This window comes from Scytonema sp. HK-05 (assembly GCF_963872035.1).
GTDB lineage: Bacteria > Cyanobacteriota > Cyanobacteriia > Cyanobacteriales > Nostocaceae > Kalymmatonema.
Window position 1 is genome coordinate 13,221 of the sequence record NZ_CAWMYC010000172.1, and the last position, 19,876, is coordinate 33,096.

16 protein-coding genes, 4 pseudogenes and 1 riboswitch are annotated in these 19,876 nt (G+C 43.4%); of the genes and pseudogenes, 11 read left to right on the forward strand and 9 right to left on the reverse strand.

From position 1 onward, the window contains the following. Window positions 1-44: 44 nt before the first annotated feature. The gene (locus tag AACT52_RS40110) at window positions 45-1,313 is read left to right on the forward strand and encodes a flavin monoamine oxidase family protein (protein ID WP_073635678.1); all 1,269 of its coding nucleotides are present in this window, start codon (window positions 45-47) and stop codon (window positions 1,311-1,313) included. On the opposite strand, the gene AACT52_RS40115 is transcribed toward AACT52_RS40110, so the two are convergent. The 4 genes and pseudogenes from AACT52_RS40115 to AACT52_RS40130 form a co-directional block, all read right to left on the reverse strand. Beyond that, window positions 1,302-1,967 (reverse strand): DUF2834 domain-containing protein, encoded by a 666-nt coding sequence (locus tag AACT52_RS40115; protein WP_073635679.1) that lies wholly within the window; start codon window positions 1,965-1,967, stop codon window positions 1,302-1,304. The genes AACT52_RS40110 and AACT52_RS40115 overlap by 12 nt on opposite strands. Window positions 1,968-2,039: 72 nt before the next feature. Further along, a pseudogene (locus tag AACT52_RS40120) lies at window positions 2,040-3,559 on the reverse strand (carotenoid oxygenase family protein). A 666-nt stretch (window positions 3,560-4,225) separates the two neighbouring features. Beyond that, a complete protein-coding gene (locus AACT52_RS40125) occupies window positions 4,226-4,447 on the reverse strand; it encodes a hypothetical protein (protein WP_073635695.1) in 222 nt (73 codons plus the stop codon). Window positions 4,448-4,658: 211 nt separating this feature from the next. Further along, window positions 4,659-5,936, reverse strand: a complete 1,278-nt coding sequence (locus AACT52_RS40130) for a glycosyltransferase (protein WP_073635680.1) — start codon at window positions 5,934-5,936, stop codon at window positions 4,659-4,661. A gap of 16 nt (window positions 5,937-5,952) precedes the next feature. Here AACT52_RS40130 and AACT52_RS40135 point away from each other — a divergent pair, with 16 nt between their 5' ends. Further along, window positions 5,953-6,129 carry a hypothetical protein gene (locus tag AACT52_RS40135; protein WP_158054962.1) on the forward strand — a complete coding sequence of 59 codons (177 nt, stop codon included), beginning with the start codon at window positions 5,953-5,955 and terminating at the stop codon, window positions 6,127-6,129. Further along, window positions 6,096-6,308, reverse strand: a riboswitch (cyclic di-AMP (ydaO/yuaA leader). (Overlaps the previous gene by 34 nt.) Before the next feature lie 966 nt (window positions 6,309-7,274). Next, window positions 7,275-7,544, forward strand: coding sequence for a GlsB/YeaQ/YmgE family stress response membrane protein (locus AACT52_RS40140; RefSeq protein ID WP_073635681.1), 270 nt, complete (start codon window positions 7,275-7,277; stop codon window positions 7,542-7,544). Between the two features lie 406 nt (window positions 7,545-7,950). On the opposite strand, the gene AACT52_RS40145 is transcribed toward AACT52_RS40140, so the two are convergent. Beyond that, complete coding sequence (locus AACT52_RS40145; protein WP_233154182.1) at window positions 7,951-8,190, reverse strand: hypothetical protein; 240 nt, start codon at window positions 8,188-8,190, stop codon at window positions 7,951-7,953. 63 nt (window positions 8,191-8,253) lie between these two features. On the opposite strand from AACT52_RS40145, the gene AACT52_RS40150 reads away from it, so the two are divergent. Then, window positions 8,254-8,421 carry a hypothetical protein gene (locus AACT52_RS40150; RefSeq protein WP_158054964.1) on the forward strand — a complete coding sequence of 56 codons (168 nt, stop codon included), beginning with the start codon at window positions 8,254-8,256 and terminating at the stop codon, window positions 8,419-8,421. Here the strand turns inward: AACT52_RS40150 and AACT52_RS40155 are convergent. Next, a complete protein-coding gene (locus AACT52_RS40155) occupies window positions 8,405-9,970 on the reverse strand; it encodes a Na+/H+ antiporter (RefSeq protein ID WP_073635683.1) in 1,566 nt (521 codons plus the stop codon). The genes AACT52_RS40150 and AACT52_RS40155 overlap by 17 nt on opposite strands. A 123-nt stretch (window positions 9,971-10,093) precedes the next feature. Between AACT52_RS40155 and AACT52_RS40160 the strand changes: the two genes are divergently transcribed. From AACT52_RS40160 to AACT52_RS40170, 3 genes and pseudogenes are all read left to right on the forward strand, one after another. Next, window positions 10,094-11,119, forward strand: a complete 1,026-nt coding sequence (locus tag AACT52_RS40160) for a DUF389 domain-containing protein (protein WP_073635684.1) — start codon at window positions 10,094-10,096, stop codon at window positions 11,117-11,119. An 80-nt stretch (window positions 11,120-11,199) separates the two neighbouring features. Then, window positions 11,200-12,210: a mechanosensitive ion channel family protein gene (locus AACT52_RS40165; RefSeq protein ID WP_073635685.1), complete on the forward strand. Its 1,011-nt coding sequence runs from the start codon at window positions 11,200-11,202 to the stop codon at window positions 12,208-12,210. After that, a pseudogene (locus tag AACT52_RS40170) lies at window positions 12,210-12,392 on the forward strand (DUF2254 domain-containing protein); the annotation flags it as partial. The gene AACT52_RS40165 and the pseudogene AACT52_RS40170, both read left to right, overlap by 1 nt. Here AACT52_RS40170 and AACT52_RS40175 read toward each other — a convergent pair. After that, a pseudogene (locus AACT52_RS40175) lies at window positions 12,386-13,681 on the reverse strand (glycoside hydrolase family 31 protein); the annotation flags it as partial. The pseudogenes AACT52_RS40170 and AACT52_RS40175 sit on opposite strands and share 7 nt — an antisense overlap. 299 nt (window positions 13,682-13,980) lie before the next feature. Continuing rightward, the gene (locus AACT52_RS40180; RefSeq protein ID WP_073635688.1) at window positions 13,981-14,235 is read right to left on the reverse strand and encodes an RNA recognition motif domain-containing protein; all 255 of its coding nucleotides are present in this window, start codon (window positions 14,233-14,235) and stop codon (window positions 13,981-13,983) included. 534 nt (window positions 14,236-14,769) lie between these two features. Between AACT52_RS40180 and AACT52_RS40185 the strand changes: the two genes are divergently transcribed. The 4 genes from AACT52_RS40185 (at window position 14,770) to AACT52_RS40200 (ending at window position 17,190) form a co-directional block, all read left to right on the forward strand. Beyond that, on the forward strand, window positions 14,770-15,054 hold the full coding sequence (locus AACT52_RS40185) for a pentapeptide repeat-containing protein (RefSeq protein WP_073635689.1): 285 nt from the start codon (window positions 14,770-14,772) through the stop codon (window positions 15,052-15,054). A 329-nt stretch (window positions 15,055-15,383) separates the two neighbouring features. Next, a complete protein-coding gene (locus tag AACT52_RS40190; protein WP_073635691.1) occupies window positions 15,384-15,869 on the forward strand; it encodes an allophycocyanin in 486 nt (161 codons plus the stop codon). A 227-nt stretch (window positions 15,870-16,096) separates the two neighbouring features. After that, complete coding sequence (locus AACT52_RS40195; protein ID WP_073635692.1) at window positions 16,097-16,369, forward strand: hypothetical protein; 273 nt, start codon at window positions 16,097-16,099, stop codon at window positions 16,367-16,369. Between the two features lie 557 nt (window positions 16,370-16,926). Then, window positions 16,927-17,190 carry a hypothetical protein gene (locus AACT52_RS40200; RefSeq protein ID WP_073635693.1) on the forward strand — a complete coding sequence of 88 codons (264 nt, stop codon included), beginning with the start codon at window positions 16,927-16,929 and terminating at the stop codon, window positions 17,188-17,190. A 522-nt stretch (window positions 17,191-17,712) separates the two neighbouring features. On the opposite strand, the pseudogene AACT52_RS41705 reads toward AACT52_RS40200, so the two are convergent. Then, window positions 17,713-19,825 (reverse strand): annotated as a pseudogene (locus AACT52_RS41705) (NACHT domain-containing protein); the annotation flags it as partial. Between the last annotated feature and the right edge of the window lie 51 nt (window positions 19,826-19,876).

A 19,876-nucleotide genomic window follows, 5' to 3' on the forward strand; every position in this document is an offset into this window, starting at 1 on the left:
TCACGATAAGTTAGTTTTGATTGATATTTTTGGGGAGTTAAGCCATGTCACATCAAACTATTATCATTGGTGCAGGACTAGCAGGGCTAAGTGCAGCTTATGAGCTGGTACGAACAGGGTTGGATGTCCAGGTTTTTGAGGCGCGTGAGCGTGTGGGTGGTCGCGCTTATACCGTTGAACTAGGTGCAGGACAATATGGCGAGTTAGGTGCTGAGTTTGTGGACGATAACCACAGCGCGCTCATGACTTATGCAGCCGAGTTCGGTATCCAACTTGACCCTGCAACCAAATTTCCTGACGACCTCTACTGGTTTATAGAGGGAAGTCTTCGCAACCGTATGTCCCTCACAGAGGAACAAAGCAATGGTTTAGACAATTTCTATGCAAAACTCGAAAGCCTGCTTGAAGAGCAAAAAGACCCGCAACAGACTTTAGATCAGTGGTTGGATACGCACTCAATTGCGCCGTTTGCCCGTCGAATTGCCCGTTGGCTCGCTTCTTCATTCTTTGCAACCGACCCAGAGTTGATTGGCATAGGTTTCTTTGCTTATCTTACAGGTATTAGCGACACAGGCTGCAATATGCGAGTTCGTGGCGGTATTTCGCGTCTGGTGGATGCCTTAGCTCAACATCTGGAACAGCAAGTTCACATTGGCACTCCCGTGCGTCGTATCCAACAAACAGGTGAGACTGTGACTGTTAATGTTGAGACAGCAAGCGGTTTAGTTGAGGTTGTGGCTGACAGCGCGATCGTGACGATTCCTTGGAGCGTGCTGCGTCACATTCCGATAGAAGCACCACTTGTTGACGCACAGCGAGAGGCTATCTCCAGCTTACCTTACGGTGGTGTAGTCAAGACCTTACTGCAATATCCACACCGCTTTTGGTCAAAGCCAAACTTTGGAATTGTCTTGCTTGAGGGTGATTACCAGGCTATCTGGGAGCCGACTTTCGCTCAGATGGGGACGGAAAAAATTCTTTCCTGTTTTAGTGGGGGTACTCGCAGTTTAAAGCTATCTGAGCGCGCTGGTGACTTAGCAGTGGCAGCAGTAAAAACTATCTATCCTGATGCACCGGAAATTATCACCTCTCGTTCCTATGACTGGAGTGCTGATGAATGGGCGCGAGGTGCTTACTGCTATTTTAGACCGGGAGAGTTGCATCGCTTTGATCCATATTTAACGCAGTCTGCTGGTCGGGTTTTCTTTGCTGGCGAGCATACTGCCCCTGTGGAGTTTCGTGGTTATATGGAGGGTGCAATCCGCAGTGGTCAGCGTGCTGCACAACAAATTCTGACTTTGTTAAGCGAATAATTCTTTTGCATCTGTCTGTGGTAGGGGTGGACGCAAGCAAAGATATAATAATGGACCAAACAAGGGTAAGAGCGCAACTGACCAAAAAATCCGAGGGTCTTTAAGACCTCTTCGTGCCATATCATCATCGAATAGTGAAGTTATGGGAAATATTAGGCACATCAAACAGAAGTCGATACTGATGAGGTGAACAAATGGCTGAGTCTGAAATTGCTGAACGTAATCTTGCCAATTTCCAGCAATTGTTGCATAAGCTAGTATGCAAATTGTACCAATCACAAGAGAAACTCCTGTTGAGCGCCGAGCAAGAATTTCCAGTAACTTATCCTTTTTTCCAAAGAATTGTTGATGAGATTGACGAAAAATTAAATACGGCAAAAGACAGATGACACCTGTGAAGTTTGACCCAATGAAATAGGGCCAAGCGCGAAAGTTTTGCATTTTGCCATCGGCAAACATTAGGCAAGCATAAATCATCGGCCAGATACCCATCAGGCAGAATATAGCTGGGATGATGGCGTTAAGCTTTCCCCAGTGGAGTGTCAACAGCTTCCCTCCTAAAGACCATGTGTCTGGTTGATCGAGTGGAGCCAACCATATAGTGTAGGCGACAAATCCTATCCAGATGATCAACAAAACGGCTTTTCTACCCATAACTTCTAAAGCTTGAATTGTGAAGTATGAGACGAAGGTAAAAATGAGAAGAATAAATAAAGTATAGTTTTTTTATTCTTCATACTTCATTCTTTCGTTTGTGAAGCTGCCATGCAATCCATAAGGAATGTGGTGCTTTAAGTGCAGACGAGCGATTGGGCAAAGCCCAGTGCCGAAGGCAATCGCCCCTTTTTCCAAAGAAGTTCCGTCCAAAATAACGACATCAGTTCGATTGTGATCTGCATCATAGACCAATGTCAGCACCCACCCATCATCTTCTTGAGTACTGCCTGGTCGAGGTACAAACACAGGTTCCCCAAGGAAACCTTTAGGTGCAGCACTCCAAAATTCTTGTTCACCGTATTCGGGATCAACTTTAATAATCGCTTGCTGGGGTGCATCGCCTTGTGGTTGGTGAGCAGCTGCTAAGAATATGCACTGATGTGGTTTACCAATCCGATCAGGATGAATAAACGGAAACTCACAGGAACGCTCAACAAGTAAATCTCGTTGTGCTGTTTTCGTTTTCAAGTTGAGCTGAAAACGCCACAGCTGTGCGGGAGGTCGAGCATCAAAGTCAATTTCCTGGTAATTCAGATTGTGGTCAATGCCTGGAAAAGTTTCGTAGCAAACTGAGTCCACAATCAACTCGTCGCCCTGCTCAAAAGCGTTGGCATGGTGGAAAACAAAACAGGGGTCTGTTTCGAGAACTTGAACTTCTTGAGAGGGATCGCGAGGGATGAGCCAAATTTTAGTGGGGCTACGCCTGTGAAACTTGATGCACTCTGCTGCTCCCCGAAAGCCAAGCACATATGGTAGGGGATTGAAGGAAACTGGATTTTGAAAGAACAAGCAATAGTTTGGCGTAATCGCAAAGTCATGGATGAAGGCAAAGCCTGGAATTTTATGGTCGTGTTGTTGTACAACTTTGCCAGCCTGGTTCAACTCATAAACAGTGATGGTTGTGATGGACCAGGTTTGATGGCGAAAGTGACTAGACGGGGTTCCCGAGTTTCATCTCCAGGATCTATCATTGGATGGGCGGCAAAAGGCGAGTCTTTGTGCAGAACGCCGTCTAGCGTTTCGATCCCTAGAGTTTCTAACGTGTTGGGATCAAGACGATATGGATGGGAAGCTTCCCACAGCGCTAGCAGTTTTTCGCCCCAGTAAATGATATTGGTGTTGGCAACGTTCTTCTTTCTTAAGTCAAAGGCGTTTGCCAGCCAGCTTCCTGGTTTTTCGGTTCCAAACACACCCCGGTAGAGCATTCGACCTGCTTTCTGTTCTGCACAGTAGCCTTCTGTACGGACAAAGCGATTGCGAAAATGAGCGCGTCCGTTGGAGAAGGAGACAGCACAAATCATACCATCTCCATCGAAAGGGTGATGAATCTCCCGACCGAAGATATCTAGTAGACCAGGACCGTTGCGAAACAGTGTACCGTTCAGATTGGTTGGAATCTCTCCCTCAACATCCTCAATCCAATAGTCATACTCTTGATTGAGTGAGCAATTAGCTCTTTGCCAGTCTTCCAACTTGTAGGGTTTAGATTCACAGGAGGATGTATTTTGTTGGGATAGAATTGTTTGCATCAGCCAAAAGTCAACTCTATTTAGTGAAAATCAATAGCGGGTTGGAGAAGCAGCATAATTGCTCCCACGATGACGAAGGATAAAGTTACCCAAAACAAAGTCAGATTCAGCCGCATAATGTTTTCTTTCCTTATGTACAAATGCCTGTATCAACATAGACCTATCACATCTCCCGCCTGTAACCACTCGGTCTTTTGGGAATTGGAGATGTGATGAGCGATAAGTTTCCAGATTGATTAATCCTGGTTAAAGTTAAGTTACATAGATGCTATGAAGATTAAAGACTGTTGATCGTCTTTCTCTGGTTAGGTTTATCAAGTTATTTCTCATTTGAGATACTTCGGGCTAATATATCTTGTGTCTGAAGGCTTAGGAAATTTGTAAATTTTTGTAAATTGCAACCATATAAATAGAAGGGGCAAAGCCCAGTAGACTTTCCCCTCTATCTTGACTATGCTGCTAAGACAGCAGCTAGTCATATTGTTTCAACAAATGTTAGATGCTCCTCTTACAACGGGTTTCAAGTAAATAAACCACGGGGTAGGGGCTGTTCTGTGCCGTGCCCCTACGAAAATCTGTGGTTCAATTAACTGAACATAGCTGTAAATCCTTTAAAAGAAAGAATTGGAGAATCTCATTTGTTCTCAACGCTCTATTAAATAAGTCTCAAGCTAGCAGTACCATCCCGCTTTCTGCTGGTTCTGCTAGCACCCATTCAGAATACACATCCTCAATAAATCTGCTTTGATTATCAATTAAGTGACTGTTGCTGGCTCGTACTTTTAGGGTGGTTACATAGACTCCATGCAGTATTTGATGTCCATAACCGATCACTTGACCTATCTGTCCAGTGATTTGATGCCGTACGTAATCTCCGATATTCAGCATATTCATAACTCCCTGATGTAAGAGATTCATTGGCTTGTTTTTTGCTGTTTGTGCGCGTTTCTGTCACTCGGCATAGCCATTAGACAGAATTGCTCTTTTTACTAGTGCTGGATTTTGAGTGCTAAGTCCGGAGCATTTTCCAACCAGCACTTGGTATGAGTACAAGGTTGTTCTTGCCCCTACACACACAACACTGTTAAAGCTGTAGAAATTAAGCTGCAACTTGAGCTTTGCTCTCTATTGAGGGCATGGTTTGAGCCAGTAGATGTGTGTAGATCTGAGTCAATCGGGATGCCACACTATGCCAACTGAAAGCGATTTCTACACGTTGGCGACCAGCCTCACCTAATTGATCTCGCCAAGTTGGATTGATCACAATGCGGTCAATAGCATCGGCAAAAGCGGCTTCATCTTTAGGGGGAACAAGTAACCCAGTCACTTCAGGTACGACTGTAAACTGTAACCCCCCAACATCACTAGCCACGACTGGAGTCCGACTTGCCATTGCTTCAATCGCAACTAAACCAAAAGGTTCGTAGTGACTTGGTACAACACACACATCTGCGGCTGCATAGTACAAGGGGAGAACAGAATCATCAAGGCGACCTGGAAAGGTTGTGCAATCTTCCAATCCGAGTTCAGCCACGATCCCGGCGATGCGATCGCGCTCGTTCCCATCGCTGTGACCTGGACGATAGCCACCTCCAATAACGAGTTGTAGGTTATCTGAACAGCGCAAACTCGACTTTGCAATAGCTCGCACGAGTGTCTCAATTCCCTTGCGCCGATCAAAACGACCGACGTAGAGAACCATCTTGGCATCAGGTGCAATTCCTAATTCCTGCCGTGCTGCAGACCTTTGAATTGACCCAAACTTATCGACATCAGTCCCACAAGGAATGACTTCTATTTGCCCTTGGGTGGAAACGAGTCTTCGCATATGTTCCTGTTCTTGAGGACTTGTTGCAACGACTCGATCCACAGTTTCCAGACAGGCTTTTTCAACGGCTAGTCGCTTGCTACCAATTGCTGGGATATCAGAAATAGCACTGTACTTGACTACTCCCAAAGAGTGGTAAGTATGCAACTGAATCAACGGTTGCTGCTTTTTCAGTTCCATACCCACCCAAGAGGACAACCAGTAGTTGGTATGAATCAGAGGGTAGTGATATCCTTGCTGCTGCTGGAATGCTTTGAACTCTGCGATGAATTCAGGCATATGGTCGAATAAGTCATATCGCCCTATAAACGCCGCAGGTCCAGCCTTCAAGCGGATAGTCCGACATAATGGTCCATGTTGCACAATGGCAGCTTGCTCACGACTACTTCGGCGAGTGAACATATCCACCTGCCAACCTTGCTGGGCAAGCGCACAACCTACTTGACGCACATAGACATTTTGTCCCCCAGCCTCTTCCTGTCCAATTTCTGCAGCCGGGTCTCCATCAACAGAAATCAGAGCGATGCGATGTTTTTTGGTCGGTAACATAGTTGAACTTCACCATATGGCAATATTCCTGCCTCAGCTACCAAAAGAGAAGGTACTAGAACCCTTTTCTCATGGTCGAGGGCAGGTACAACGAAGCGCACAGATACCAGCCAAGGACACTGACGAGAACAAGGCATTACTCGTAAGAATGCTGCTCGTTCAGTCTCCTCCCAATGCCGACGAAGTTAGCTGACGGGCTAGGACTGAGAGATGTCCTTCTGTGGGAGAGAAAAGAAGAAAAAAAAAGACAGAAGAAAAAACTAGAGTAATTTTGTCTTTTTTCATTCTTTCATTTTTCATTCTTTCCTCTTTTGTGAGATTAGCCCCAAACTTGGTTCCTCCGCTCCAAAATTACCCCGACATAACAAAATGTTTGGGGCAATCCGTGGATTAGGCAGACTGATGTAGATTTGTTAAGAATTTAACCTGTAAGGTGATTTAAGTCAACCTTTTTTACGGGTGACTCCTACTAGCTACAAGCACAAATGCGCTCCTATATGTTCCATTGCAAGTCATGCAAACACTTAACAACATTATTTGGCTATGCTCGTCTGCTGAAAAATTAGGGTTATATTGCGTTTCTACCATAAACGTTATCATGATTATACATTTATAAGAGAAAAAAATCTACCATTAAACATAAATTTATCAAAACATATATTTTTTTAGCAATTAAAATATATAGAAATATCAATTTGTAGCAAGGCATTCCTTTTGAGCAATTAAAATATATAGAAATATCAATTTGTAGCGAGGCATTCCTTTTGAGCAATTAAAATATATAGAAATATCAATTTGTAGCAAGACATTTCGTTAAAATAGTATTGAAATAACATAAATAACATGAAATGACGTAACATGGAATTTAAATAACATGAGATAACAGAGTAGTTAGATAGAAATCTGCTGAGATGACCATTGATTTAAAAAGATTTTTTTAGCATTAAGGTGAAATCTGTAAAGTTAATTTAGGTTAAAAAACTCATTTTTTTACGTGAAATATAGTAACATTAAAGAATCTGTAATTTTATCTGATTTCTCTTGACTCTGTGTCCTTTGTAATTTGTTAAAAAAGGACATGAATTTATTTGCTAAAAAAAGAAAAAATTGTGAGAGTCATGAAAGAGGGGTCATGTCGTTTCTTGAGTGAGTGCATTGTGTTTTTGTCTTTTGAGGCAGCTATCGTTTATTGTCTAATCTAACTTGAGCAAGAGCGCCCTTCTTTCTGTAGACAGTTATGTTAAGCCGACGGATGCGAGTAGATTAGAAACAAGATAAAAGTTGTTTTAAGTACTTTAAACGCTTTGCATCGTTCAATACCGCAATGGGAGTAAAACAATGAGCATTCTAGCTTGGGTCGTGTTGGGTTTACTTGCAGGTGCTATTGCAAAGGCGATCTATCCTGGCTACCAAGGAGGCAGCATTCTTGGCACAATGTTCCTGGGAATTGTTGGTGCTATTCTTGGAGGAACTTTGGTTAACCTTTTAGAAACCGGAAGCTTCACGTTAACTGCAGCAAGTTTTAGTATTCCCGGTTTGTTCGTTGCTGTATTGGGTGCAATGATTGCTATTTTCTTGTACTATAAGCTAGCTCGAAGAGTGTACTGACGTAAGTTGCTAGTTAAATGATTACCTCTGCATTAGCAGAGGGTTTTTATTTTTGTCAGATTTTTTTTACACTAGACTTTAGACTAATACCATGTCCGGTGGCATCGTAATTGTATAATTTCTCTAGAAGAAAAAAGCGCTCGTATATGCCAAAACGTCTAACGCTACAACCACATCTAAGTATTTAAGAATGTTTTGATTTTGGAGAGACAATATCTTCTTTTAACTCTGATAAAGAAATCGGCTCGCGATTAATCGTCAACCAGTACATAACCTCTTTTTCTGAGTCTGTTAGTCGATAGAATTGCCGCTCTAAAAATTGGCTAATATCAGCAAAAGGCAATGACCCGGCTTTTATGTATTTGACTAGTTCATAAATACTATTTCCAAATATCTCTAGACTGGCTCAAGCAACGAGTTTTAATGCTAGCGGATTCTCAGCATAATGTTGAATGACTTCTTTCCATTCATCCGGTGTCCCAGCGAAGGCAGCCTTTACTTCAAAAATTGTGCGTTCTTCTTCCTCGTTCAAACCCGTCAGTTCTAATGAGTGAACGGGTAGTGTTTCTCCTTCCAATACTGCCAACTCAACAGGCTTCTCGCAAGTGGGAAGCACTAAGCAACTGCGATGGGATGTTTCTCCCACCCGTTTGAGTAGCTCGCCATAGCCCTCAAAGCCAGAATGATACTACCCAGCGCGAGCATACGTATGGCTAACGCTCCTGGGAATCTCTCAATTATTAGAGCGATCGCTCCTTGGCGGGCAGTCCGTGCCATCGCACTGAATGTCTTGCGCCATAATGGTTATTCTTTGATCACAAAAGCTCAAAAAATTATATCTAATGATAGTAACATAATTTTTATTTTTGTGGTATAATAAAGCCCAGCCCAAGAGAGGGTGCAAGTTCGCGATTCAATCGACCTGAGCGAACAAATTCAGCATAAGTATCTGCTTCAATTGCTAGGAGTTCTGAGCGCAGCTGCTCAACTGTAAAGTCCCGCATATTGGGATACTCATCCTGTAATTTCTCGATTTCTGCTTGCAGACGCTCAAGCTCTCCTTTAATCAGCGCTTTCTGGTAGTTGTAAAACTCTGGCTCAATACCAGGACGCTGCTCAACTTTTTCTAAGTGTTGCAGTACTCGATTGAGGGCAGTTTGGCGGGCAATTACCTCTAAATACTGCTGCCGCAGAGGTCCATCGCCTAGCAATTGCAACTTTTTTAACAAGGGTTGGATGGTCAATCCTTGTACGAGCAGCGTAAACAATACTCCGCCAAAGACTGTAGCAATCAATGATTCGCGATTTGGTAAACTGGCTGACACGCTCAACGCCAAGGCAATGGAAACAGCACCCCGCAACCCACCCCACCAAAGCACCGTTTGATTTGATGTGGTAATTTCCGAGTTGGCGAGACGATTGCTTACAAAGCTCAGTGCGTAAATAGCGATCGCTCGTGTCACAATCATCGCTGCAACTGTGATGGCGATCGCACCCAAGTTTTCTCCTAAAATCGCAAAGCGAATCTGGTCGCCAATTAGCAAAAACACAATAGAGTTGACAAAAAATGCCAGAAACTCCCAAAATTCACTGACAATCACTCGTGTACGCGGGTTCATGCCAATGCGAGAGCCAAAGTTACCCAGAATCAAACCACAAGTAACAACTCCAATCACTCCAGAACCACCCAAATCCTCAGTTATTAAGTAAGTACCGTAAGCGGAAACCAAAGTTAATGACTGCTCCACTAACGGCAGATCGAAGCGCTGAGTTAGGTAAGAGATGCCAAACCCAATTAAAGCTCCTACCGCTACACCGATACCGACAACTGTAAAAAACTGTACCAAAATTGGTTGGAATCCCCATTCGGCGGTTCCCAATGACAGCGCGACTAAAAAACCAAAGGCAACGACTGCCATACCATCATTGAATAAACTCTCCCCCTCCATTAAAGTTGCGAGTCGTTTTTCTGTTCCCAATTCCCGAAATAACGCTGTGACTGAAACCGGGTCAGTGGCAGAAAGACAAGCTCCAATTAGCAAAGCGGTTGTCAGAGAAATTCCGGCAAATTGATTTAACCCAAACGCAACTCCGGCAATGGAAATTACTACTCCAATTACCGCATACAAACAAATTGGCACTAAATCCCGCTTTAAGTCTGCCCATTTCAAGTTCCAGGCAGCTTCAAACAACAAGGGAGGTAGAAAAATCGATAAAATTAAGCCAGGGGAGAGGTAAACCAATCTAACATCTATCAGTGCCAGCATTAACCCGACAATCACTAACAGTAGGGTGTAGGGGATATGACGAAACCAGCTAAATATCTGTGGTAGCGTTGCCACACTCAGAGAAACCGAAAGTACCAGAAGAAATTGTTTGAGATTTTCTTCAATTGCAGCTTCTCCAATTGCTGATTCAATCGTCATGCTAAAATTACCCCGCTAAACTTCTGCGTTAATTTTAATCAAATCATCGCTAGATAAAACCTCCCAAGGAACGAGATTGTAATTAAAAGATTGAAGGTAAAGTAAGAATTTTGGGGCATAGCAATGCTTGATATTCGCGAGCGCTTCCGAAACTTTAGGCAACGTAGTCTGGAACCAACCCAGGTAGAGCAGCTAAAAACAGACTTGCTAGACGAATCTACCCCAAACACAACTTATCTGATTTTAATTGTTAGTTCTTGTGCGATCGCTACATTTGGATTACTCACTAACAGCGCTGCTGTCATCATTGGTGCGATGATTATTGCACCATTGATGCTGCCAATTAGAGGGTTAGCCTTTGGTGCGTTGGCAGGTAATGTTAGGTTATTTCGTCTCGGTCTGATTGCGGTAGTAATAGGAACCCTGATGGCAATGGCGATCGCCTATAGTTTAGGTTCGCTGGTCGGCATTTCCAACTTTGGGAGTGAAGTGCTATCTCGCTCTAAACCCACTTTGCTAGATTTGGGTATCGCAGTCGTAGCTGGTGCGATTAGTGGTTACGCCAAAGTTCAGCCGAAAATTTCTACTAGTTTAGCAGGAACAGCGATCGCAGTTGCTCTGATGCCACCTGTTTGTGTCATCGGCTTAGGTTTGTCGCAAGCAAACTGGTCACTTAGTCAGGGAGCAACTCTACTCTACCTCACCAACCTCTTAGGCATTACCTTAGCGTGTATGCTGACGTTTTTCATTGTCGGCTATTCTCCACTAAAAAGGGCACGAACACCGTTAATTTGGACACTGACTTTAACAGGTGCGTTGCTCATTCCTTTGAGCGTCAGTTTTGGCGAGTTAGTCAGACAAGCACGGCTGGAAAGCAGTGTCAGAAAGGCATTGCTGAACCGAACCGTGACCTTTCAACGCTTGAGTTTGCTTAAAAGCGATACTAACTGGCTAACCAAACCTCCACAAGTTAGATTAAGCGTGCGGGCAAAAGAACCTATTACCCCCAAGCAGGTGAAGTTGTTAGAAGCTTTTTTGGCAAAAGAAATGGGGCGACCTTTTAAGCTAATATTTGAGGTCAGCCAAGTTGAAGAAATCATGGGATCAACTAGCTCTAATATGCCGAATGAAGAATTCAACAAAAGCTAATTGATTAACGCTCCTTCAGGGAGAGTGAAATTTTCTAACTTTCTACTATTATCAACGGTGCTGGCAACTAAGCAATTAACATGAACGCAGAGATATCCGCAGTTTGGGACAAAATTCAAGGAATGATTAACGGATTCATTGTCCTGTTGCCTAATATCGTACTGGCATTAATCGTCTTTGCCATCTTCTTTTTCGTTGCTCGGACAATTAAGAAAGTCGTCAAACGCTTGACCCGTAACCGTCGTCAAGCCCGGAATTTGGGAATGGTACTGGGAAGGTTGGCACAAGGTACAACAATTCTGGTGGGTCTATTTGTGGCTCTGTCAATAGTAATTCCCACATTCAAAGCAGGTGATTTAATACAATTATTAGGAATTAGCGGTGTGGCAATTGGTTTTGCCTTCCGCGATATTTTGCAAAACTTCTTAGCTGGCATTTTAATTCTGCTAACTGAACCGTTTCAAATCGATGACCAAATTGTGTTTAAAAACTTTGAGGGAACAGTCGAAAATATCGAGACACGAGCCACAACAATCAGAACTTACGATGGTCGTCGGATTGTAATTCCTAATTCTGAGTTATTCACTAATTCTGTGACTGTAAATACTGCCTTTGATAATCGGCGATTAGAGTACGATGTCGGCATTGGCTACGGGGATGATATCGACAGAGCAAAGCAGTTAATTATGGAGGCAATGCATAGCGTAAATGAGGTTTTGAAAGACCCCGCTCCCGATGTACTGGTGATGGATTTAGCTGAAAGTACTGTTAATATCCGCGCACGTTGGTGGATTAATCCGCCACGTCGTGCAGACGATCTGACCTCACGCGATCGCGTGCTATCTGCAATCAAGAAAAAGCTCACAGAAAACGGCATTGATTTACCCTTCCCAACGCAACAAATTTTGTTTCACGACCAAACAGAAGAGACAGATGGAAACCGATCACGTCAGCGTGAAGGTTGGCCATCTGGTAAAAGTGAAGTACCAAAATCGCGTCGCATCAGCGATTCGCTCCGACAACTTGCTGAATTACGAGCGCAAGGAAACGATAACGCCAAGGTACATTCTCAATCTACTGGCGACAACTGATGAAAAACGTCAAGTTGGGCAAGCTTTGGGATGCGTTGCACTCTAGCTATTGGTTTATACCAACAGTCATAGCAGTATTGGCTACTGCTCTGGCTTTTATAATGCTCTCACTAGATTGCTCAGGTAAGGCGGAAAATGATTATACTGGTGGAGCTGATGGAGCGCGATCGCTACAAAAAGCATCTTCTACACCCCAAACTGCAGGTTCATCACTCGCACCCCAGAACACCGGACGCACCGGAGGATAACCTTTTTGCGTCGCTTCCCAAGATAAGGTATAGAAGTAGGGAAGCAGTTGGTAGCGCAGTTCTAAGAATTGCCGAATAATACTTAAATAAGGTTCGCCATAAGTCCAAGGTGTGCGGTGTTCTACGTTATTAGAAGAGTGAGTCCGGTAGAACGTGAAAAAGGTTGCCATCTGGAACCAGCGTAGGTAAAGTTCACCACCGGGATTCCCCTGGAAACCACCGATATCAGGACCGCTGTAGGGAATGCCTGAAAGCCCTAAACCCACAACTGTTGCCATTGTGGTTCGCAACGCAGCCCAGGTACACTCAACATCGCCCGTCCAAGTCCAAGCATAACGCTGAAGACTTGCCCAACCAGCACGGGAAACAATAAAGGGGCGTCTGTCGGCTGAGTACTGACAAAGACTTTCATACGCCGCCTCAGCTTGCAGTAACCCGTATACATTATGCGCCTCGCGATGGTCGCCGCCTCTGCCTTCCATATAATGTTGTGTGACTTTGGGAAGCGAGCGATCGCCTGAAGTAATAAAAGCCGCAGGCTCGTTCATATCATGCCAAAAACCCGCCACACCAACATCGAGCAGGTATTGATATTGGCGACTCCACCATCTACGAACTTTTGGATTGGTAAAATCTGGGAAAACCGACCAACCGGGCCAAACAGGTGCAACAACGAGTTTACCATTGGGGAGTTTGCAAAACCCATCCAGTATCTGACCTTCCAGAAATAAGTTACTGTTGCGGCTGTACTTAATTCCTGGGTTGAGAATAGCAATAAATTGTACCCCAAGTTCCCTGAGTTCTTGCGTAAAACTTGCCAATTTGGGAAAGCGGTCTGGGTCGATAGTGAAAGCTCGGTTTCCAACTTGACAGTCAATATCTAAGTGAATAGCACTCAAAGGCAGATTATGAGCTTGAAACGCCTTTGCTTCTTCTCGGACTTTTTCTTCTGTACGATATCCCCATTTAGATTGGTGGTAGCCTAGTGCCCAACGGGGAGGTAGGAAAGCTCGCCCAGTTAACTCAGTGTAGCGTTCCAACAGTTGCGCAGGTGAACCATAAGTGAAGTAATAACGCAGCGATCCCCCTTGAAAGTCGGCTACAGCAGTTTCAGCAAAGGTAAAATCAGCTTCAAAAGAATTTTCATAGAAAATTAAGTAACTTCCACAAGAGTGTAGACCCAAATACACCGGAATGCAGATATACATTGGGTCTGATCCCGGACTATTATGGGGTATAAACTGGCATATCTTGGTAACAATGGCTACAACGCCAGTAAATACCTCCTAAACGCATATGACGGAGTAAAGTGTATGAGCAGCAAGGGCAACTATGCTTACTCCACACAGCTTGCCAAGTATATGTAGTTGTATTTGCTTGGCTGTTATCAGTTGTAGGATGAGTCACTGATTGACTCGATCTCTTTAATAAAACTTGCATTTTTTTATCTGATTTGTATTGATGTCCGACTCATATTTCACTAGAGACGGCGGCGCTAATTTGTCGTTGAATCCACATGTATTTATGAAATGCTGTACTTAGTCCTCGCTCTATTAACTTTGAGGCTACGACCCATCCACTCAATGCCTCTCAGCGCCCGAATTGCCGCTGCTTCTTCGGCATCAGTTTTCATTTCTATAATGGCAAATCCTTTCTTCTCGCCAGTTTTCTGGTTCATGGCTACTTGGATTTGGTTCACATATCCATGTTGCAAAAATATCTGTATGAGGTCATCTTCTTCAACCTCAAAAGAGAGATTGCTAACATAACTTGACATAAAAAATCTCCGCAATCGAGGGGTAGATAAAATTAGATTCGGAGAGGTGTTTGTTGATAAAGTTCAGTTACGTAGCCGAAAATAATTCCTGATAATTTAATTATAACTTAATCCAAAATAACGTGTTGTGTAAGCATCTATAATTTAATTTCTATAACCCTTGCTGAGTTAGATTTTTTAGAAGAAAATTTAAAAGTAAGTAGGTGAACAAAAATAACATCAGTAAGTGAAGCAAGATTTTGTTGAAAAACTATCTTCCCTTTAGCATAGGTGCCTTCTACTTATTTCTTAGATAATGTGAGTGGAACTAATACCTTAAATTAGGATATGACGAAATTATCCTATATCCTCCTATCCAGTAAGCTTTTCAGACAAAAACCTTATTCCCTGGTTATACAGGCGCATATTGGAGCAGTCAAATTGTACTTGACCTATTTGTGATTTCTTATTTGTCATTTGGGAAAACTGGAGAATTGTGAAGTATAATTAAAATATATAAACAGCGACAACGCTACTCGTTGCGAGGCAGCCAATATGGATGCCAATGAAGTTTTGAGGCGATGTGCAGCCGGGGAAAGAAATTTTAGGAAGGCAGACTTGAGAGGAATAAGCTTAATTCAAGCAAATTTGAGGCAAGTAGATTTTACTGGGGCAAATTTGAGCAACTCAGACTTGAGTAACTCAGATCTAGGCAATGCCAATCTAAATTGGGTCAGCCTGAGAGGAGCAAATTTAAGCGGGGCTAATCTGAGAGGGGCAAAAATGCCTGATGGGAAAATGCACAACAACTACTTAAATTCTGCTAATTACTTTGGTTAAAAACTGAGTTGAATCCGTAGCCCAATCGATAAGCGGATTCAATTCAATTGCACTTACAAGCGCCAAACAATTACCCTTCTGCTGGAGCTGAGCTGCTGAGTGGCTCATTTTTTGACCAAGCATTATCTTGACAACAACGTCTACAACGTTTAACACATGACCTTTTAACGTTGCGAATACTTTCTGTTGCGTTGTCAGTGGATACTTCGTCAACATCTCTTATGAAAGTATTCACCTTTCATCATTCGTATGAACAATGATGCCACTATCTTTAGTGAGTCGCGACAGTTTTAGATCAACTTGATTTCATTTTTTTAAGGAGTCTGTTAATGAGTCTTATCATAAAGTCGATTGTAAACGCGGACGCTGAGGCTCGTTATCTCAGCCCAGGCGAACTCGACCAGATTAAAAGCTTTACCACAAGTGGTGAGCGTCGTCTGCGCCTTCTTCAGGTTTTAACACAAAACCGGGAGCGCATTGTTAAGCAATCTGGAAACCAGCTGTTTCAAAAGCGCCCAGACATTGTCTCTCCTGGTGGCAACGCTTACGGTCAGGAAATGACTGCGACTTGCCTGCGGGACATGGATTACTACCTGCGCTTGATCACCTACAGTGTTGTGGCTGGTGAAATCACCCCGATTCAAGAAATTGGGGTCATTGGTGTTCGCGAAATGTACAGGTCTCTTGGCACTCCGATTGAGGCTGTTGCTGAAAGCATCCGTGCGATGAAAAATGTCACCAACTCAATGATGTCTGCAGAAGACGCAAGCGTTGTTGGAGGTTACTTTGACTACCTAATCGCTGCCATGCAGTAGGGCAATGATAGGCTTTTTAGCTGCTGCCTTGATTCTGCTTGACTTTGGTCAACAAATGATGCTGTTGCGGAATGCTGTCGTTAACATGGGAGTTGACCTGTTAGCCGACTAAAAGGACCAATCTACATCAGCTTCTATACCAACATCTAAAGCTCCCTGTCCCAATTCCAAATTAAGTTATTTGGGACAGCATTTCGCAAATAACGCTATGAGGATTTCAGGCGACAATGAACAAACCAATCCTTGAAAAAATTGGCACTAAATGTGAGTTTGAGACTAATACACCGTGGTACGTGGCGGTGCATCCCCACCCTTTTCTCAAAGAAAAATACTCGTACGTGATAGCCAAGTGCTGCGAAGAGCAGGTCGCCATCGATTACGTATTAGAGCGCAACCCAGTCCCAATTGCCGACTTTGAGTCGTGCCTGTTCGGCTGCTACGGCACACCGCACCAAGCGCTGAATGCCGGAGTTGAGAAGGTTGAAAGTGAGTCACTTTAAAGAAATAGGGGTAATGGGAATATCGTTGCCATCAGAGGCAAGATCCAGTCTCAATATCAGCGATGCTGCTAATTCCACAACACTACCTCATACTTTTAAATTTATTTTAAATACATGATAAAAATATTGCTAACTGAAACACAGAGCAGTTAGACCAGAACAATTACCAGCTTAGCGATCGCCATGCGCGGGCAGTGCGCTCCGCTGGCTGCAAAAGTGGATGAACCCGGCAATAAAGGTAATGTATGCTAGCTTAATGAAATAGTACAGCCTTTTGTGGTTATAAATTTCATTTTTTCTAGTATTCTCATCAGTATTGCCCAATTTTGTTCTAATTTGATTTAAAACTTATGTACATCGGAATACTATCAATTTATTAACTACAAATTACTACTCCATTATTCCCTTCGAGACATTTACCAATAGATTGATTTTTTGAATTTGAAAATGGGTTGTCTTCCTTGTCTTCCTTGTTATCTATTAATTAATATTTAAGTTTAGTTTTTTCTCTCTTGTGATTGTTAAAATGTAGGTAAGCTCATGTAAGAGGCAAAGTTATGGTTACAAGCAAATTTGATGATACATTAGCTGCCATCGAGTTAAATGTAGCAAGAAAATTAAACTGGGATTATAACCAATTCAAAGACTGTTTTAGTTTTACAGTAAATAAGGAAGCTATTGAGATAGCACCGAAGAAAGATAAACTCAAAGAATCTGAGTTGCAAACTTTAAAGCAAGCTTTGTTAGATTATGGTTTTCAGTACAAAAAAACCGTAAATGATTTTATTCTGGTTTTTGAGCAAGATGTTGAATTAAAATAGAGCAAAATCAGCAAAATCACAGATTTTTAGAAACACCGCGTTAGCAAGTATTACACGGAAACAAAGCGTAATAAAACATTCCATACTAAGATTAAATTAAGGAGAGTTATTCTCAGCTAACTCCTAAGATGCACATTTTATAAGGCTTATATAGCAAGGCTTTCAGAAAGTGAAGAAAAATGTGCCTCTTTCATTTGTTGCTAGCGGCGATTTTCGCGGCTAGTGAGAGGCTCAGATCTTGCACCTATCCGGATAAACCAGGAATTAGTGAATTGAGACTATAAAAGAGTGACTCTAAAAGGAGCCAGCATTTAGTAGGATAAAGTTTTAAAAATAGGAAAACGACTTGAATTTTGAAAGCAAATTGAGACTAAAAGCTTTATCTGGCAAGGCTTTTATCTTAAAAAATCTTTCAGTAATCAAAATAGACATCTCCGCAAATTAATCTGAAAGCCTTGCACTACCTCTTTAGAAATGAAATTTCTAAAGAGGTCTAATGATCGGCTTTGACCAATGACAATTCTATTGCCATTCCCTGTCCTCAAGTTCCTTAGTCGGCAACAATAAGGTGGTTTCAATTTCCTGCCTAATCGCAAGAGTCACCTCACAATTGCTATTTAGGCAATCGAGCAGTAGCTGATTGGCATCGTAGTAGCGTTGCAGCACTTGCTGTTGCTGTTGGCTAAACTGCCAGTCGTGGTTAATATTACGATAATTAATGATCGTCGTCTTTAACTGTTCAACCCAGGCTGAAGAGTGTGCCTGCCACCATATCTGAAACCGTTCTCGGTTTTGATTCGGATTTGGGAATTGATCCCTGAGTTGTTGCAGGGATTTATAAAGTCCAGCATCCAGAACAATGCCCAGAATGTTACTGAGCGCATCTCCACAGGCATGAGCCTGGGTAAAGTCCTGACTTTGGTCGCTCGCACACAACCGCAGCAGGTTATCCAACGCTGCATCCAGAAACATCCCCTGGTCGAGGGTGCAGGCTAGAGTAAAGTGAGAAGCCATGTGAGGAGTCCGGGCAAGGGCAACGTAAAATGCTCGCACTGTCGCTACCTTTGGTTGCGATGGCGTATCCTTTGATTTTTGGCTTGCCCACGTCAAAAACTCTTGTAGATAAGGGTCTTGGGCAACCAGTGCATCAATGTGTTGCTTCATCAACTGCACCAGCCCGTCTGCACTCCGGAGCATAGCCGCCGTCAACAAAAAGATTTCGCGCCAGTGAGGGTCACTAATGTGACTAACCAGTCCTGCCAGAGCTTGCTCCAATGCTTGTAGGTTGTGGCTGGCAACGATTTTTCTTGCCGCTTCATTAAAACCGGAAAAATCTGCCAGCCTCATTACTAATTGGTTGGTTTAGCGCCAACGATCTGGGCGGAAAAATCGCCCAAACGTGGATTTTTCTAAAAAAATGAGTATTTATACATGGGCGATTTTTCCGGAGGCTGGCAGATTTTTCTACGTTTAGACCCAACCGTCAAGTATTCTTGAAACGCCAGATAGGAGAAGGAGAAAACTCCCCGTGTCCGTTCTGTCAGTAGCCCATGTTGTGCCTCGATCGCCTTCAGCGCCGCTTCGCTTTCTAGTTGCAGTTCCTCTGGTTCCATTGGAGCATCGGTGAGATTGCGAATATACTCACCAATGTATTGCTCAATGACGCGTTGCTCAAAGAAGTAGTGACCCTGCTCAAACGTCGCCGCTGCAACCTGACTCAACAACCTGAGCTTTTGTGGCAATAAAAACCCTCGGTAAACGTCATCGCGTTCAATGCCTCTGGCTTCATCCCATTTGCCCAACAGAAGATCTAGCCCTTGCTTATAAAATTCAGTCCGCTTCGTCGGAAATTTTTCCTGACCATGAAATACCCAGCAGGCAAGATGCAGAAACAGGGGTGTGACCACGAGTTGGCGAAATTGCCAGTTTTCGGGTAAATCCAGCTTCTCAATAAACTGAACAGATTGCGCCACCCCAGCCTCAGTGTTCGTCTTAGTAAACGCCACAAACCATTTTTGAGCGAAGGCTCGGATTTGTTGTTGGGTAAACGGGGCAATTTCAACATCGGTAAAGCCTCGCAGCCTCAGCTTTTGATCTGCCGTTCGACAGGTCGCCACAAACCGATTTTTGTGATATTTGTCCGAAAACGAGCGAATTTCTTTTAAGACAGCATTGCTCTGTTGATTAAGAACTTCATCCATCCCATCAAGCAACAGCAACACTCTGCCTGCACCAAGCAAGGTTTCAATCGCTGACTCTTCTGAAATTCCAGACGTGAGAAAACAGGAGCGGATGTAGTTTAACGGTATCGCGGAAGTCCCCACCCTCAACGAAGTAGGGTGGGGATGGACAGCGGCAGGTCAGCGATTTCTAACCACTGAAAGCTTGCGATTTCCTCCAAAATATTGACATCAATATATATATCATCAATGCTAACGGGACGGCTGATATCCAATAGCTGCAAGATGCCGCATTGGTCTTCAATTTTGTCGCTAAGTTGCGAGCGCACCTGTCGCACCAAGGCATCAATATCCAAAACAGGCGTCTGGCTGCGTTCTCCGGGTTCAGAGAATTCTGCCGGGGGATTGGCAGCAATCTCCCGCCAATTCAATTGCAACACAGAACAAATTTCTAGCTAGGCAGGCGGGAGTCCCCACACCATAATTTTTAATTTGGTGTGGCGGTG